This is a genomic window from Nocardia bovistercoris (assembly GCF_015674855.1).
GTDB lineage: Bacteria > Actinomycetota > Actinomycetes > Mycobacteriales > Mycobacteriaceae > Nocardia > Nocardia bovistercoris.
Genome location: NZ_JADMLG010000001.1, coordinates 213,857 through 230,411, shown reverse-complemented (window position 1 = coordinate 230,411; position 16,555 = coordinate 213,857). Strand labels below are relative to the sequence as shown.

Here is a 16,555-nt window from a genome sequence, read left to right as displayed (position 1 = left end):
ATGTGGGGGGAGTGGGGGATGTCTGTGGGGTTTCGGGGGTGGGTCTTCGGGGTGGGACACCGGTGATCGGGGGCAGGTAGGGCTGGAACGCGAGGGCTTCGGGTGCGGCTCTTCGGTGTGGGATCTCGGTGATCGGTTGGGAGGGTGTGCTGGGACGCGGAAGGTTTCGGGCGCGGCTCTTCGCAATGGTTTACCTGCGGCTGTGTTTATTGGCGTCGACTTCGTCGCCGCGGGTTCGCGGCCCCTCGGTCTCGCGTCCCAGCGGTCGATACTTGCTCCTGCGTCGCATCGTATCGACCGCTGGGACGCGAGACGGCCGCGAACCGTCGCTCGTCGGGCTCGCTCCCTTGGGGGTGGGTGGGATGGAAGGGGGCGCTTTTCGGGTTTTTCGGTGGGGGTGGGTGGGGGCGAAGGTGGTAGCGACGTTGCTCTTCGGGCTTGTTGACGACGGGCTCGGAGGGGGTGCCGGGGGATAGCTCGGGTTATGCTCTGGTGAGTGACCACTGCCGATGCGACTGCTCCGCTTTCGACCTGGGCGCCGCTGCGGTCACCGATTTATCGTGCGTTGTGGGTCGCTCAGTTGGTTTCCAATCTCGGGACCTGGATGCAGACCGTGGGTGCGCAGTGGATTCTTGTGGACGAACCGAACGCGGCGGTGCTTGTTTCGTTCGTGCAGACGGCCATCACTCTTCCGGTCATGTTGCTTTCGGTGCCGTCGGGGGTGCTCGCCGATCTGGTCGATCGGCGTCGTCTGCTGCTGGGGGCGCAGTCGGCGATGGCGGTGTTGGCCGCGGTGCTCACGTTGTCCACCGCTACCGGGCACACCACCCCGGCGGTTCTGCTGACTCTGCTGTTCTTGCTCGGGTGCGGTCAGGCGTTGACGGCGCCCGCGTGGCAGGCCGTTCAGCCCGAACTGGTGGCGCGGGAGCAGATTCCCGCGGCTGCCGCGCTGGGCAGTATGAACATCAATCTGGGGCGGGCGGTGGGGCCCGCGATCGCGGGGGTGCTGGTTTCGCTGTCGGGTCCGACGCTGGTGTTCGCGTTGAACGCGGTGTCTTTCGGCGGCATTGTCGCGGTCCTGATGTTCTGGCGTCGGCCTGCGACCGATCGCAATCTGCCTACCGAACGGCCGTTGGCCGCGTTGCAGGCGGGTACTCGGTTCATCCGTGCGGCGCCTGCGATCCGGCGGGTGTTGCTGCGCTCGATCCTGTTCATCGCGCCCGCGAGCGCGCTGTGGGCGCTGCTGCCGGTGATCGCGCGCGACGGGATCGGTCTGTCCGCCTCCGGGTACGGGGTGATGCTCGGCGCCCTCGGCCTCGGCGCGGTACTGGGCGCGGTGGCGCTGGCCAGGATCAGGGCCGCGTTGACGCCGACCCAGCGGCTGACCGTCGCCGCGCTGCTGTTCGGGCTCGCGACGGCGGGCTCGGCATTGCTGCACTCGCTGCCGCTGGTGTTGATCCTGCTGGTCGGCGCGGGTCTGGCGTGGTTGCTGGCGATGTCGACGATGAACGCGACCATGCAATTGCTGCTGCCCGCGTGGGTGCGTGCTCGCGGTCTTTCGGTCTACTTGCTGGTGTTCATGGGCGGGCAGGCGATCGGTTCGCTGGTGTGGGGCGTGGTCGCGGGTGCCGTCGGCACCGTGCACGCGCTGCTGACGGCGGCGGTGTTGCTGGCGTGCGGTGCGCTGAGCAGCGTTTGGCTGCCGATCCGCCACAATGCCGAGGAACTGGATCTGACGCCGTCGGCGTTCTGGCCGGAACCGCAGGTGGTGTTCGAACCCGATCCCGAGGACGGGCCGATCATGGTGTTGCGCGACTACGACGTGCCCGCCGAGAACACCGAGGAGTTCCTCGCGGCCATGGCCTTCGTGGGGCGGTCGAGGCAGCGTACCGGGGCCATGGAGTGGCGGATCTACCGCGATCTCGGTGTCGTCGACCGCTTCGTCGAGGCGTTCGTGGTGCGGTCGTGGGCCGAGCACATGCATCAACACCAGGTCCGGCTGACCGCACAGGATCAGGTGCGGGAGCGGGAAGTGGCGCGTTTCACCGTCGGCGCGGACCGGGTGACCCATCTGGTCGCCGTCGCGCCGAATCGCCCGTCCGGTCGTGGGCCGCGGTGATATCGGGGGAGGTGAGCGGGGGCGGGGGCCGTTTGGGTGATCGCGGGCCGTACCCCATAGACTGGGCGGCATGCGGATGTTCCTGGATATCCTCCTGATCATCACCAGCCTGCTGCTGGTGCTGTTGGTGCTGTTGCACCGCGCCAAGGGCGGAGGTCTGTCCAGCCTTTTCGGTGGCGGTGTGCAATCGAGTTTGTCGGGCTCCACCGTCGTGGAGAAGAATCTCGATCGCATCACGGTGTTCACCGGCGTGGTTTGGCTCATCGCCATTCTGGGTATCGGGCTCGAGATCAAATTCTCCTGATTTCCGGCAACCGCTCGGCCACCCAATCGGTCTCGCTCGTTACCGCTTGATTCATTCCCGGTTACGCGGCCGCATTACCGTGGCGAGTACCGGGAAGGAGTCGGTATGGAGCTCCGGCATTTGATTTCGTTCCTCGCGCTCGCGGAGGAACTACATTTCGGTCGCGCCGCACAGCGACTACATCTCACCCAGCCCAGTCTGAGCGCCCAACTCCAGAAACTCGAGCGGTCGCTCGATGTGCAACTGGTGGCGCGCAATTCGCACGAGGTGCGATTGACGGCGGCGGGGCGGGAATTCGAGAATCAGGCCAGAATGATCGTTGCCCAGATGGATCGGGCCGCCGAGGTCGCCAAGGCCGCGGCCGCGGGCCGGTCCGGGTCGCTCGACATCGGATACAACCTGCCCGCCAGCCGACATGTCCTGCCCGACGTGCTGGCCAGGATGGCCGCCGAGCATCCCGACGTCGTGGTCTCGCTGTGGGAGAAACGCACCGGTCCGCAGCTCGCGGCGCTGCGCGATGGCGCCCTCGACATCGGACTCGTGTACGGGCATCCCACCACCGCCGAATTCCGGTATCGCAAACTCCTCGAACGCGTTCCGCTGGTGGCGGTGGTCGGGCGCGGGCACCACTGGGCGGGCCGGTCAGGCGTTCGCTTCGCCGAACTCGCCGATCAGCGCTGTGTGCTGTTCGCCCGTGAGCAGTGTCCGGCCATGTACGACTCCATCTTCCGCGCCGCCGCCGACAACCGGATCAGCCTGGACGTGGCGCAGACCGCCGACGATCCGGGCGCGACCATGCACATGGTCTCCGTGCGCCCGTTCGTCGGCTTCGCCTCGCTGCCGCGCGCCAAGTCCATGCAGTTGGGCGGACCCGACAGCGCGGCGGTCGCGGTGAAACTCCTCGATCCGGTGCCGACGCTGGATCTGTTCGCGGTGTGGCGGACCGAGGAGACCAATCCCGCTGTCGAACTCTTCCTCGATTGCGTCGAGACGATGGACGGCGCACCGGCTACCGGTGCCGCGGTCGAACCGCGCATGGGCACCGCGGTCGAACCGCGCATGGGCACCGCGGTCGAACCGCGCATGGGCACCGCGGTCGAACCGCGCATGGGCACCGCGGTCGAACCGCGCATGAACACCGCGGTCGAACCGCGCATGAACACCGCGGTCTGAACGGTTCGACCGCTCACTTCAGTCCCGAGCGTACGAACGCGTTCACGATGTGCCGTTGCAGCAGCAGGTACATCACCAGCACCGGCAGGCAGGCCAGACCCGCCACCGCCATCATGGGACCCCACTGCTCGCCTTCGGCGCCCATGAAACTGCGCAGCCCGAGTTGCAGTACGCCGTTGGAGCGGCGCATCACCACGGCGGGCCAGAAGTATTCGTTCCACGAGTTGATGAACAGCAGGATGCCGAGGGCGGCCAGCGCGGGCCGCAGATTCGGCACGACCACCGTCCACAGGATCGACCACGAGGACCGGCCGTCGATCTTGGCGGCCGCGACGAGTTCCTTCGGGAAGGCCGACATGTGCTGGCGCAGCAGCAGCACCGCCAGCGCCGAGCACAGGGTCGGCAGTACGACGCCGATGAGCGTGTCGATGAGGCCGAGCTGATTGAGCAGCACGTAGTTCGGCAGCATGGTGACCTGGAACGGCACCAGCCAGATGCCGACGAACGCCAGGTAGAGCAGCCGCTGCAGCGGGAAGGTGTACATCGCGAAGGCGTAGGAGGCCAGCAGCGCGATGAGCAACTGCGCCGAGGCCGACAGGATCGCGACCAGGAAGGTGTTCAGGATCAGCTGGACCACGTCGACCTTGTGCGCGGCGTCGACGTAGTTGTCCACCGAGAGCGGCCACGGAATCGGCGAGAGCGACATCACGTCCGACGGCCTGCGCAGCGAGGTCGCGAAGAGCCAGTAGATCGGGAAGACGCACAGCAGCGCCGTGCCCGCGAGCAGCAGGTGACTGGAGAATCCGCGCAGCCGGTCGGCCGTCGCGCGCCATCGCTCAATCGTCATGGAAGGACAGCCTTTCCGACAGCCACACCAGGGCGCCCGCGATCACGCCGAAGCCGACGAACAGCAGCACGCCCGCGGCGGCGCTGAGTCCGGCGTCGAAGCTGTGGAACGCGTAGTCCCAGAGCAGGTAGTAGATGTTCGTCGTGGCCTGCGCCGGACCGCCCTGGGTCATCGAGTCGATGATGGGGAAGGTCAGGGTCGGGGTGAGCAGGACCGTGGTGAGCACCAGGAACAGCAGGGTGGGGGAGAGCATCGGCAGGGTGATCCAGCGCCGGATCTGCCCCGGCGACGCGCCGTCGACGCGGGCCGCCTCGTCGTAGTCGGGGCTGATGCCCGCCAGGCCCGCCCACACCACGAGCACCGCGAAGCCGAGCAGCTGCCAGCCGGTGATGACGATGATGACGCCCTGGGCGGTGTCCACGTCGTAGACCCAGTTGCGGTCCGAGCCGAGCACCTGCCCGACGACACCGCCGCCGGGATGCAGCAGCCAGCGCCAGACCGCGCCCGCGGCCACCGGCGCGACCAGGAACGGCGCGAAGATGAAGGCCTGGTAGACGGTGCGGGCGCGCGGATGCACCCGGCGTCCGGCGAGCGCGAGCGCCACCGGCAGCGCCACCGTGAACGGCAGCAGGCCGCCGATGAGCACGCCGGTGCGCCCGAGGGAGTCCCAGAACGACGGAAGATCCAGCAGCCGTTCGTAATTGGCCGTGCCGACCGGTTTCATCGGCATACTCGGCAGCAGATTCCACGAGTATGTGGACAGTTCGAAGGCTTGGAACAGCGGGCGATAGGTCCAGATGATCACCATCGCCAGCGCGGGGGACAGATAGAGGTAGGGCGCGAGCCCGCGCAGGACGCGCCGCAGCACGACGCGTCCGCGCGCGGTGGCCGCGGGCAGATCCGGCGCCGCGCCGACGCCGAGGACGGCGTCGGCGGGCGGGTGTTCGACGACGAACATCGCCACTACCGCCGCTCGGCCAGCGCGGCGAGCTGGTCGAGGACGTCCCGCAGGGCTCGGTTGTAGACGGGTGCTGCGGGCGTGAGGTCGACCGCGGCGGCGATCATGCCCTCGTCGAGCACCTCGATCCGGGAGAAACCGAATCCGGCGAAACCGCGGTGGCGGTCCGAGGGCGGGAAGGTGTCGGTGCGGAACGACATCGGCGTGCCGAGCCACACCGGGACACCCGCGAGGGCGGAGGCTCCGGTGAGGTGGTTGTGCCCGCACAGGATCATCCCGACATCCGAACCCGCGAGCACCTCGGCCAATCGCCGCGGCTGCTCGAGCCGCAGCATGTTCGAACTCGGCATGGGGGAGCGGACCGGCGGATGGTGCAGCGCGAGCAGCGTGCCGCGCGGTGCGGGGACACGCAACTGCTCGGCCAGCCACTCCAGTTGATCCGGTGCGAGGCGACCGTGGTGGTGGTGCGGAATCGTGGAGTCGAGCGCGATGATCCGCAGTCCGGCGACCTCGACGACACTGTCGAGCGGGGCCGCCGGATCCACGTCGCGATCGAGCAGTTCGGCCCCGAAGGCGACCCGCTCGTCGTGATTGCCCATGACGTAGACGACTTCGGCACCCAGCGTCGCGGCAACGGGCTCGACCGCCGCCCGCAGTCTTCGATAAGCCTCGGGGGCGCCGTTGTCGGCGAGGTCGCCGGTCAGCACCATGGCGTCGACGCCTCGCCCGGAGTCGGCGATATGGTCGAGCGCCTCGAGTAGATGCGCGTGCGTGTCGACCACGCCGTGCACCAGCTCGCCTTCGGACCTGAGGTGGGTGTCGGTCAGCTGGATGACCGTGAGCCCGTCTGCGGGGTCGTGTTCGGTCATCGCGCCGTTGCCGCGGGCGCTCATGCGGCCGGGAGGAGTTTGCGGCCCTGATCCTGCGCGGCGGTCAGGGTGGACTTGGGGTCCTTGCCCTGGAAGACGACCGCTTCGACGGCGTCCATCATGCCGTCACGGATCTGCAGGTAATTGGTGCCGGGCATGGAGATCCACGGCTCCATGTTGCCCAGCTGCGCGACGTTCGGCTCGAACAGCGGGTTCTTCTTCGCCCAGTCCTGCAGTCCGCTGGGATCGGAGAGCAGACCGGTGCGCAGCGGCAGGTAGCCGATGCCCTGGGAGATCTTCATGTAGGCCTCCTCGCTGGTGAGGTACTTGATCAGTTCCCACGACGCGCGCTGCTTGGCGGGATCGTTGGACAGGATGTAGAGCGAAGCGCCGGAGTTGGTCGGCACGGTCGGCTTGCTGCCGTAGCTCGGCATCGGAGCCGAACGCAGGTCCCATTTGCCTTCGGCGCCCTTGACGAAGTTGCCCTGGATGGCGCTGGTCTCGAGGATCATGCCGATCTCACCGCGGCCGAACGCCTCGTAGCCCTGCTTCTGCTGCAGCACCGGCATGCCGCCGGTACGCACCAGGTCCTGCGCCTGCCTGGCCACCTCGACCGCGGGGTCCTCGGCGTAGGTGAGCTTGGTACGGTCCTCGGAGATCACCCGGCCGCCGTTGGAGCGGACCATCGACTGGAAGCACCAGTCCTTGGCGGTCTTGGTCAGGCAGTCGACGTAGATGCCGCCCTTGCCGGTCTTGCCGTTGATCGCCGCGGCCGCCTCGGCGACCTGCTGCCAGGTCTTGGGCGGGTTGGCCGGGTCGAGTCCGGCCTCGGTGAACAGGGTCGCGTTGAAGTACAGCACCGGGGTCGAGAACACGAACGGCACGCCGTAGGTCTGGCCGTTCCAGTCGGCCAGGGTGCGGGCGCGCGGGGCGAAGGCGTGCTTGGCCCCGTCGAAGTTCTTCTGCACCGCGTCCTTGCCGACCAGCCCGTCCAGCGACTTGGCCTGCAGCGAGTTGATGGTGAAGTCCAGATCGCTGAAGCCGAGCTGGGCGACGTCCGGCGGGGCGCCCGCGACCATCTGGTTCTGGATGCTCGAGATGGTGTCGGTGGCCGGGTTCGGGCTGTTGCCCTGCGGCTTCTGGGCGGTCACCTTGATATTCGGGTGCTTGGTCTGGAAGTCGGTGATGAGCGCGTTGAAGGTGTCTGTCCACGCGCCCGCGAGACCGTAGTTGTAGGACTCGAACACGATCGAGACCTGTTGGTCCTTGCCGAGTTCGGGGATGGTCGCGGTGGGCGCCGCTGATTCGTTCGCGGTACTGCCCAATCCGCCACAGGCGCTGACCGCGAGTGCGGTGCTCAGCGCGAGGCATACGGCGGCCAATGTGCGTTTCACGGGTCTGGCTCCTGAGGTGATGTGATACCTGGGTTGGCTTCAGGCGACCGGGAGTTCGGTGCGCGCTGTCATCGGGTCCGGCACGTCGGCCTGCCACGTCAGGCGTTGCCCGGATTCAGGATGGAACAGGTGCAGGTCGGCGGGGCCGACGCTCAGCGCGAGCTGTCCGCCCGCGACGACGCCCGCGGGTCGCGGGACGCGCGCCGAGACCTGCCGGTCGCCGACGGTGAGGTGGACGACCTCCTCGCTGCCGAGGTTCTCGACCATGGTCACCTGTCCGCGCACCGCGCCGACGCCGGTGGTCGGGCGCAGCCGCTCGGGGCGGAAGCCCACCGTCACCGGGGTGTCGTCGCAGGTGTCGGCGATGCCGAGCGGGGCGTCGAGTCCGTCGGCGAGCACGCGCAGTTCGCCGCCGCGCGCGACCACCGTCGCGGGCAGCAGATTCATCGGCGGTGCGCCGAGGAAGGCCGCGACGAACGTGGTGCGCGGGGTGTCGTACAGCTCGGTCGGCGCGCCGACCTGCTCGATCTGCCCGTCGTTGAGCAGGGCGATGCGGGTCGCCATGGTCATGGCCTCGACTTGGTCGTGGGTGACGTAGAGGAAAGTCGAGCCGAGCCTGCGGTGCAGTGCGATCAGTTCCGCGCGGGTCGCGCTGCGCAGTCTGGCGTCCAGATTCGACAGCGGCTCGTCCATGAGGAAGGCGCCGGGATCGCGAACCATGGCCCGCGCCAACGCGACTCGCTGCCGCTGGCCGCCGGACAGGGCCGAGGGCCGCCGGTCGAGCAGCGGGGTCAGCGCGAGCGTCGCGGCGACCTCGGCGACGCGTTCGGCGATCTTCGCGCGCGGCACCCGCCGCGACTTGAGCGGGAAGCCGATATTGCGCGCCACCGTGAGATGTGGGTACAGCGCGTAACTTTGGAAGACCATCGCCAGATCTCGTTGCTGCGGAGCGACATCGGTGATGTCGCGTCCGTCGAGCAGCAGCCGACCCGAGGTCGGCGCCTCCAGTCCCGCGATCATCCGCAGCAGCGTGGATTTGCCGCAGCCGCTCGGTCCGAGCAACACCATGAATTCGCCGTCGGCGATGTCGAGATTCACCTCGCGCACCGCGTCGGTGGCGCCGAATCGTTTGGAAACCGCCTCGATTTGCAGCCGGGCCACCCCGGATCTCCTTCGCTCGGTCCGCCGTATTGACATCGGTCAGTCTCGGCCTGGCCGGACATCGCGCGTGCGTTCGATAGGCAACACCGATCGCGCGAATCGAGAGGTTCGACAACGACGGCGGACGGTGTCGCGATCGATGACGGTGTTGTCGCGACAAGCACCCGGGTAGCGCCCGGTTTTCAGAGATGAGGACAAACCAGATGAAGGTCAAGCTGACCGCAACCGCCGCGTTACTGATCGCGGCACTCGGCATCGCGACCGGTAGCGCGGCCGCGGCCCCGGAGCCCGAGGCCGTCGGGTTCTCCGCCACGGCAGGCGATCGGTCGACCGTGATCACCACCGACGCGGGCTCGATGGCCGTCGAGGACGGCGTCTTCAAGATCAAGTCCGGCGACACCATCGTCGCGGGCACCGAATTGGCTTTCCGGCTCGATGAATTCGTCTTCCCGATCGCCGCGGACATCGACGGCCGCACCGCGACCCTCACCCCGCAGCTCGCGCTCGACAAGGCCGTTTACAAGCCGGTCGCGCTGCCCTACGAGGACCAGGCCCCGTGGAAGACCGAATACGAGCGTGAGCAGGCTGCCTGGAGCCGTCTGACCAGCACCATCGCCGCGGGCGCCACCATCGGCACCCTGATCGGCGGCATCGCGGGCGCGGGTCTCGGCTGTGTCCTCGGCGGTATCGTCGGCGCGACTGTCGCCTCGGCGACGCTGGTCGGCCTGTTCGGACCGTTCATTCCCGCCGCCGCGCTCGGCTGCGTGGGCGGCATGGCCGCAGTCGGCTTCCTCGGCACGATCATCGGCCAGATCTTCGTGACCGGTCCGGTCGCCATCGCCGCCGCGATTCAGTATTTCTCCACCATCAACCAGCCGGCTCCGAAGCCCGCGCCCGCGAAGTAATTTCGCACGCACCGCGGGGTAGCGCGTCGGGGGTGGTTCGTCGCGAGACGGACCACCCCCGGTCGGGTTCCGAACATCGCCGACGCGAGTCGGTGCGAGCGGGACCGATGGCAGGCGCAGCGGTCCATCGGAAGGGACGCCGTGAGCTCGTCGAGGTGAGCACCGGACCGCTGCGCCCTGTTCCGTTGTCGTGGACGCGCTGCCCGAGTTCGCCGTGGTGGCCGCGGCTGAACGCACCGGGGGTGAGGTTGTTCAGAGTGCTCGGGAAAGCTCCTCGTCCCGGTGACGTTCCAGCGCGTCGGCGGCGACGTAGATGTGTCGTGTCCGACGGGGGTTCCGATTCGGATGGAACCTGGTCGAGTGTACGAAACCGGTCGGTCGGTGTGGTGTGGTTTGCGGAAAAAGGGGATAGGCGCTCGGGTGCCGGATTTGTCCGATCCTTAGAGTCGACTGAGAACCCTACCGCGTGGACACTCGCGTGCGCCGGGCGACGTTGGTATTCGTAGAACGGCCGGTCGGCCGACATCGAAGGAGTTGGTCATGAGCCTCATCGGGACGGTGCTCGGCTACGCCCTGACGCTGTTCATCGTGATAATGATCGCCCGCATGATCCTGGACTGGGTGGTGCTGCTCGGCAGGACCACGACGCCGTGGGTGCTGCGGGCCCGTGACCTCGCCACACGGGCCACCGAACCGGTGATCGCGCCGGTGCGCAAGGTGCTGCCGCCGGTGCGGGCGGGCGGATTGGCGATCGACCTCGCGTTCACGATCGTTTTCATCGTGGCGCTGGTGCTGCGCGGGATCGCGTTCAGTCTCTGACGCGCCGGGGTGTGCGCGACGATCAGGCGAGCACACCCTTGGCCGCCAGCGGTTCGCCGACGATGAGTTCGGCGCCCGCGATGAGATCGCCGAGCACCGGGGTGGCCGCTGCCATGGCCGCGCTGTCGCGGTGCGCGGTGAACGCGGCGTCGTCGGCGTAGATCTCCGAGATCCAGAACAGTTCGGGATCGTCCTTGGAACGGTTCAGGACGTACAGCAGCGTGCCCGGCTCCCTGGCGACCTGCTCGAATACCGGGCCGAAGGCGGCGACGAGTTCGTCGGCTCGACCTTGTTTCGCTTTGACCCGAGAGACCAAGGCTACCTGCGGCATTCACGCGCTCCTTCGAAAGGTGCGAATGGGATATCGGACGCGCGATGCCGTTCGCTGCGACATCGCGCGGTCAGACTAGCACCGGGGCACGAATACCTCGCTCTGCCCCGTGGATCCGATGAACGCCGTGGATTGTTCCGTGGTGCACGGAGTTTCGGTGCGGCCGCCGGGTCAGTCGTTGCGCGGCACCCGACCGTCGACATCGGTGAACCCGTAAGCGTCGGCGAGATCCGCTACGCGCCAAGAATTTCCGGTGCGCTCCCGGCGCGCGGGATCGGTGGCGAGGGCGACCACGGCCCGGCCCGGGAAGTGCGGACTCTCGGCCGCGTCGAGGTCGAAGCTGCCCTCGCCGGGCAGCGTGACCATCCGGCGGCCGTCCGCGTCTGCCGGAACCATCTGGAGCAGTTCGGTGTTCACGATCCCCGGCCACAGCGAGACCACGGTGACATCGCTGTCGGTGAGGTCGCGCGCCAGATCGGCGGTGAGCCGGTCCAGCGCGCACTTGGCGACCCCGTACACCGCGTTGTGCATATAGCGTTCGGCGCCGGGGGAGGAGATGTTGACGATCAGTCCGCCCGATTCGATCAGCAGCGGCGCCGCGAACACCGCGGCGGCGTAGTGCGAGCGGACGCCGACGTCGAAGGTCTCGTCCCAGGCGGTCGGCGGCACCGCCCAGAACGGTTTGCCCAGCCAGCGCGCGGCGGCGGGCGCGTTGTAGACATTGTTGACCAGGACGTCGAGGCGGCCGTATTCGTCGCGCACCCGCTGGAACAGTCGCGCGACGGCGTCGTCGTCGCGGTGATCGCAGACGAAGGGCACGCCGACGCCGCCGAGTTCATCGATCCGCGCGGCGGTCGCGTGCACGGTTCCCGGCAGCCTGCCGGTGGTGGCCGAGCGGCCCGTCACGAAGACGGTGGCGCCCGCCGCGCCCAATTCCAGTGCGATGCCCTTTCCGATTCCGCGGCTCGCGCCCGTCACGACGGCCACGCTGCCGCCAAGTTCTCGAGGTATTCCGCTCACGACTCGGGGACATTACCGTGAAACAGGAACATGTTCTAAAGAATGGGAGGCCTCGGTGGAAACGCGGCATCGTTTCGTGGCGACCAACGGTATTCGGATGCACATCACCGAACGCGGCGCGGGCTATCCCGTGATCTTCTGCCACGGCTTTCCACACACCGGCTACATCTGGCACCGCCAACTGGCCGCCGTCGCGGCCGCCGGCTACCACGCCATCGCGCCCGACCTGCGCGGATACGGTCGCACCGGACCCAAGGACGGACCCGACGCCTACACCAATCTCGCCGTACTCGCGGACCTGCTCGGCCTGCTCGACGATATCGGCGCCGAACAGGCGGTATTCGTCGGCCTCGATTTCGGGGCCGCGCTGGTCTGGGAAGCGAGCCTGCGCGCACCCGAACGTGTCGCGGGCGTGATCGTGCTCAACAATCCGTACGCGCCTCGGCCGCCGCGCGCGCCGACTCAACTGTGGGCCGAGGCGGCCCGACGGCACTTCCTGCACATGGACTATTTCCAGAAGACCGGACCCGCCGATGCCGAACTCGGCGCGAACCCGCGCGAATTCCTGGCCCGGGTGTACTACGCGCTCAGCGGTGACTATCACTATCTCGACACGTGGCGGTACCCGGCCGAAGGCACCGGATACCTCGATGTGCTGCCCGACGCGCCCGCGCTGCCGTGGAGTTGGCTCAGCGTCGAAGAACTCGATGTGCTGGCGCGGGAATTCGACCGCACCGGGTTCAGTGGCGGGCTCGGCTGGTATCGGGCGTTGGATCGCAACTGGGAGCTCACCGCCGAATACGCGGACGCGAAAGTGGGTGTGCCCGCCTACTTCGTCTACGGCGAACGCGACACCGATATGGAAGGGTTCAGCGGGCGTGATCCGCTGGGTGTGCTGCGGGCCAACTCCACCGACCTGCGTGCGGTGACCGAGATCGCGGGTGCGGGACATCTCTTGCAGTTGGAGCGCACCGAACAGGTCGACGGGCTGATCGTGGAGTATCTGCGTGATCTCGTGCCCGGCGGTGCGGGTCAGCGGTATTCGGCTGCCAGTTCCGGGTAGTCGGACCAGCGGGGCAGATCTCGGTAATCGAGGTAGGCGTCGAGGCGGTCGAGCAGGTATTGCCAGCGAGGGCCGATCGTGGTCGCCTTGGCGGGGGTGAGGTGTCTGCGTACCAGTTCGATGGTGGTGACTACGCCGATCCGGCTCAATCGCATCTCCAGTAGCGAGCCGTCGATGTGGAGGACCAGTTCTTGTGGCGCCGCGCAGTGGTCGACACGGATCGCGATCGGGGCTGTCGTCGGGCCGTCCAGCAGGTCTATCGACAGGTTGCCGTGTGCGCCGGTGATTTTGCCGAGCCAGCGGGTCAGTTGGGTACGGTCGGTGCAGGCCGACCAGACGTCGAGGATCGGTTGGCGGTAGGAGCGTTGGTAGTGCAGGCTCACGTGGGTCGGGGTGGGCTGGTTGTCGTGTTCGGGGCGGACTTCGCCCAGCGTCGAGGTTGTTGTCACGGTTGCCTTTCGCTGTGGTGGGCGGGAGTCGCTTCTGCGGCTGGTGAGCCAGTGGTGCGTGGGGACGGGAGGTGTGGATCGCAGGCATGCTTCTTCGCAATGGATTTGCGTTGATGAGCCCCGGTGGGGTCAGGAGCCGTTCTCTACTGTATTTCCGCGGCGGCGGCGGCCGAATCCGAATCGCCGGGGGCGCTGGGTGGGGGATTCGGAGGTGGCCTCGACGGGGTGGGGGCGTGGGGAGGTTTTCAGGAGGGTGCGGGCCGCGGTTTCGATCATGGGCTCGGTCAGTAGTACGGATTCGGCGGCCGGGCCGAGGGGGACGAAGCTGTCCGTGCTGGTGACGCGGGCTGTCGCGCCGTTGAATCCGGCGTCCGTCAGTGCCGCGAGTATGGAATCGGAGACCGCGCCTCCGTGTCTGGTCTCGTCGGCTATCAGGACGCGGCCGGTGGCTCGGGCGTGGTCGAGCAGGTCTTCGACCGGGAGTGGCGCCAGCCATCGGAGGTCGAGGACGCGCACACCGACACCATCGCGGCCGAGGCGGTCGGCTACGCGCAGGCTCATCGGGACGCTGTTGGCGAAGCAGACCAATGTGAGGTCCTCGCCGTCGCCGTATGCCCGTGCGCGGCCTATCTCGACGTGCGCGGATGGGTCCGGCGGGGCCGCCCATGCGCCGTCGCCGTGGGTCAGGTCGCGGGTGTGGTAGAGGGCGATCGGTTCCAGGAAGATGCACACCCGGCCGTCCACGCGGGCGGCGGATACGCAGGTGCGCAGCATGGCGGCGGCGTCGTCGGCGCGGGAAGGGGCTGCGAGGATCACGCCGGGGATGTCGCGTAGGGCCGCTACGGAGTTGTCGTTGTGGAAGTGGCCGCCGAAACCCTTCTGGTAGGCCAAGCCCGCGACCCGCACCACCATCGGGTTGCGGTAGCGGCCCTGCGAGAAGTACTGGAGGGTTGCCGCTTCGCCACGGATCTGGTCGATCGCGTTGTGTATGTATGCCAGGTACTGGATTTCCGGAATCGGGACGAATCCGGCCAAGCCCGCGCCCAGCGCCGTGCCGAGGATGCTCTGCTCGTCCAGCAGGGTGTCGAACACGCGCCGTGATCCGAAGCGCTTGCGCAATCCCTTGGTGACGCCGTAGACGCCGCCTTTGCGGCCGACGTCCTCGCCGAAGACCAGGATGTCGCGATCACGGGCGAGCAGTTCGCCCAGCGTGTGATTGATCGCCTGCGCCATGGTCATGGCCTCGGGGCGGGCCGGATCCCCGGTCGTGCCCTCCGGGGTGTCGCTTTTCGCAGCGGCGGAATGGTTCGCCGAGGTGGCCTCGATCTCGGCCACGCCTCCGTTCGCTCCCGTTCCCTCCGTGTGTGGCGTGGTGTGCGTCTGCCCGGTACCGATCTCTGCCGCGAGGCTGTCCGCGGGAGTCGAGCTGTCGACCGGCGTCGCGCCGCCTCCCGGCGCGGTCCTGCCCGCGGGGGCGGCTTTGTGCTCGGCGTCGGTGCCGTTCGGGGGAACGGACGTGGAGGCGCTCTTGGCGGTACGGTCCGTGGGAGCGAGGTTGTCGACCGGTGTGGCGCTGCTCGTCGAACCGGTTCCGTTCGCTGGGGTGCCTCGGTGCTCGGCTCCGATGTCGTTCGTCGGAACCGAGTTGCTCGGGGGTACGCCTGCGTCTGCCGGAACCGAGCTCTCCTCCGGCCCGGCATCGTCCCGACGGCTAGCGCCCTGCTTCGGGAGCGTGGTGTCTTCCGGACGGCTCACTGTGTCCCGGCTCGCGCCGTTCGTGGACACCGTCGAGCCGGGTTTCTCGGAAGGCTCTGTCTGGCGATCGGATTCGGCACCCGGGCGCGGGATCCGAGGTGCGGCCGACGGTCCTTCGGTCGAGTCCTCGGCGTCGCGTGCGGTATGCGCGGCGGATGTCGTCGCGGCCGCCGCGTCGGATTCGGAATTCGCGCCGGACTTTTCCGCCTCGGGGAGTGTTTCGGTCGGCGAAAGTGGGCCTGTGCGAAGCGCATCCGCGCGTACGCGGTCGGGGTGGGATGGTGCGAGCGGGGCGGTGACCGCCGCGGCGGAGTCGAGGGTGGGTTCCTCGAGTACCGCCAAGGTTGTTTCGTTGACCGCGCGGGCGATTTCGTCGTAGCGGTCGGTGACCGCTTCCACCGTGCGCACCCCGGAGGTGATCAGGAGGCGGGCCGTCGCCAGCACGGGATCGCGGGTCAGGTCGGCGGCGATCCGGGCGGGTGTGCGGTACGCCGATTCGACGTCGGAGCCCGCGTGTCCGAACAGTCGGACCGTGCGCAGCCGGAGGAAGGCGGGGCGGCGGTGGGTGCGGACCCAGTCGGCGGCGGCGGCCGCGGTGGACATGGCGTCGAGCGCGTCGCAGCCGTCGGCCTCGAAATAGCGCAGGCCGGGGCGGCTGCCGTAGGCGGACTCGATCCAGCCCGCGGGGGTGGGGACGCTGATCCCTATGCCGTTGTCCTCACAGACGAACAACACCGGCATCGCCACACCCTGGTAGGCGGTGTGCACGGCGGCGTTGATCGCCCCCGCGGCCGTCGAATGGTTGGCCGAGGCGTCGCCGAAACTGCACAGCACCACCGAATCCGCGGGCCATGGGTTCGAGATCGACTGTCGCGCAGCGCGTTCCAGACTGAAGGCGAGTCCGACGGCGCGCGGCAGGTGGGAGGCGACCGTCGAGGTCAGCGGGATCACGTTCGCCGGTCCGCTGCCGAAAACCTTGTGTCTGCCACCGGATATCGGATCGCTCGCCGCGGCGACCACGCCGAGCAGGACATCGCGGATCGGATCGAGGTCCGGCACGCGCCGGGCGCGGTGCACGAAGAACGCGCCCGAACGGTAGTGCAGCAGTGCGGGATCGGTGGTGCGCAGTGCGAACGACAGCGCGGCATTGCCCTCGTGGCCGGAGGATCCGATGCTGTAGTAGCCGCGTCGCGTCGCGCCGAGTCGCCGCGCCGACAGATCCAGGTGCCTGCTCGTGACCTGCGCTTCGAACAGGTCGAGCAGCGCGGCTGTCGACACGCCGGGGGCGAGATCGTGGTCGGGTTCGCGGGGAATGCTATCGGTGAGCGCGGCGATCGCGGTGTGCCAACGCCGATTGATATCGGCCGCCCGATCGGTCATCGCGGACC

Annotated in this window: 15 protein-coding genes; 6 read left to right on the top strand and 9 right to left on the bottom strand. The window is 68.2% G+C overall.

Annotated elements, in window-relative coordinates:
• The first annotated feature begins 496 nt into the window (after positions 1 to 496).
• From IT779_RS01045 to IT779_RS01035, 3 genes are all read left to right on the top strand, one after another.
• The gene (locus IT779_RS01045) at positions 497 to 2,119 is read left to right on the top strand and encodes an MFS transporter (RefSeq protein ID WP_196147219.1); all 1,623 of its coding nucleotides are present in this window, start codon (positions 497 to 499) and stop codon (positions 2,117 to 2,119) included.
• 70 nt (positions 2,120 to 2,189) lie between these two features.
• Positions 2,190 to 2,423 carry a preprotein translocase subunit SecG gene (secG, locus tag IT779_RS01040; protein ID WP_196147218.1) on the top strand — a complete coding sequence of 78 codons (234 nt, stop codon included), beginning with the start codon at positions 2,190 to 2,192 and terminating at the stop codon, positions 2,421 to 2,423.
• A gap of 105 nt (positions 2,424 to 2,528) precedes the next feature.
• On the top strand, positions 2,529 to 3,596 hold the full coding sequence (locus IT779_RS01035; RefSeq protein ID WP_232541342.1) for a LysR family transcriptional regulator: 1,068 nt from the start codon (positions 2,529 to 2,531) through the stop codon (positions 3,594 to 3,596).
• 13 nt (positions 3,597 to 3,609) lie between these two features.
• Here IT779_RS01035 and IT779_RS01030 read toward each other — a convergent pair whose 3' ends face one another.
• From IT779_RS01030 to IT779_RS01010, 5 genes are read right to left on the bottom strand one after another with little or no spacing between them, the layout of a single operon-like run.
• A complete protein-coding gene (locus IT779_RS01030) occupies positions 3,610 to 4,443 on the bottom strand; it encodes a carbohydrate ABC transporter permease (RefSeq protein WP_196147217.1) in 834 nt (277 codons plus the stop codon).
• Positions 4,433 to 5,401 carry a carbohydrate ABC transporter permease gene (locus tag IT779_RS01025; protein WP_196147216.1) on the bottom strand — a complete coding sequence of 323 codons (969 nt, stop codon included), beginning with the start codon at positions 5,399 to 5,401 and terminating at the stop codon, positions 4,433 to 4,435. The genes IT779_RS01030 and IT779_RS01025 overlap by 11 nt, the downstream gene beginning before the upstream one ends.
• Positions 5,402 to 5,406: 5 nt before the next feature.
• Complete coding sequence (locus IT779_RS01020; RefSeq protein WP_232541341.1) at positions 5,407 to 6,294, bottom strand: metallophosphoesterase; 888 nt, start codon at positions 6,292 to 6,294, stop codon at positions 5,407 to 5,409.
• On the bottom strand, positions 6,291 to 7,664 hold the full coding sequence (locus IT779_RS01015; RefSeq protein ID WP_196147215.1) for an ABC transporter substrate-binding protein: 1,374 nt from the start codon (positions 7,662 to 7,664) through the stop codon (positions 6,291 to 6,293). Before IT779_RS01015 ends, IT779_RS01020 begins: the two co-directional genes overlap by 4 nt.
• 39 nt (positions 7,665 to 7,703) lie before the next feature.
• Positions 7,704 to 8,825 (bottom strand): ABC transporter ATP-binding protein, encoded by a 1,122-nt coding sequence (locus IT779_RS01010; protein WP_196147214.1) that lies wholly within the window; start codon positions 8,823 to 8,825, stop codon positions 7,704 to 7,706.
• A 203-nt stretch (positions 8,826 to 9,028) separates the two neighbouring features.
• On the opposite strand from IT779_RS01010, the gene IT779_RS01005 reads away from it, so the two are divergent.
• Both IT779_RS01005 and IT779_RS01000 read left to right on the top strand, forming a co-directional pair.
• On the top strand, positions 9,029 to 9,730 hold the full coding sequence (locus tag IT779_RS01005; protein ID WP_196147213.1) for a hypothetical protein: 702 nt from the start codon (positions 9,029 to 9,031) through the stop codon (positions 9,728 to 9,730).
• Positions 9,731 to 10,270: 540 nt separating this feature from the next.
• Complete coding sequence (locus tag IT779_RS01000) at positions 10,271 to 10,549, top strand: YggT family protein (RefSeq protein WP_196147212.1); 279 nt, start codon at positions 10,271 to 10,273, stop codon at positions 10,547 to 10,549.
• Between the two features lie 22 nt (positions 10,550 to 10,571).
• On the opposite strand, the gene IT779_RS00995 is transcribed toward IT779_RS01000, so the two are convergent.
• Together IT779_RS00995 and IT779_RS00990 are read right to left on the bottom strand one after the other, a co-directional pair.
• Positions 10,572 to 10,880 (bottom strand): putative quinol monooxygenase, encoded by a 309-nt coding sequence (locus IT779_RS00995; RefSeq protein ID WP_196147211.1) that lies wholly within the window; start codon positions 10,878 to 10,880, stop codon positions 10,572 to 10,574.
• Between the two features lie 171 nt (positions 10,881 to 11,051).
• A complete protein-coding gene (locus IT779_RS00990) occupies positions 11,052 to 11,900 on the bottom strand; it encodes an SDR family NAD(P)-dependent oxidoreductase (RefSeq protein ID WP_196147210.1) in 849 nt (282 codons plus the stop codon).
• Between the two features lie 55 nt (positions 11,901 to 11,955).
• Between IT779_RS00990 and IT779_RS00985 the strand changes: the two genes are divergently transcribed.
• The gene (locus IT779_RS00985) at positions 11,956 to 12,963 is read left to right on the top strand and encodes an alpha/beta hydrolase (protein WP_332838598.1); all 1,008 of its coding nucleotides are present in this window, start codon (positions 11,956 to 11,958) and stop codon (positions 12,961 to 12,963) included.
• On the opposite strand, the gene IT779_RS00980 is transcribed toward IT779_RS00985, so the two are convergent.
• A complete protein-coding gene (locus IT779_RS00980; protein ID WP_196147209.1) occupies positions 12,933 to 13,412 on the bottom strand; it encodes an SRPBCC family protein in 480 nt (159 codons plus the stop codon). The two genes, IT779_RS00985 and IT779_RS00980, sit on opposite strands and share 31 nt — an antisense overlap.
• A 129-nt stretch (positions 13,413 to 13,541) precedes the next feature.
• Entirely contained in the window at positions 13,542 to 16,547 is a 3,006-nt protein-coding gene (locus IT779_RS37355; protein WP_232541340.1) for a thiamine pyrophosphate-dependent enzyme, read from the bottom strand.
• Between the last annotated feature and the right edge of the window lie 8 nt (positions 16,548 to 16,555).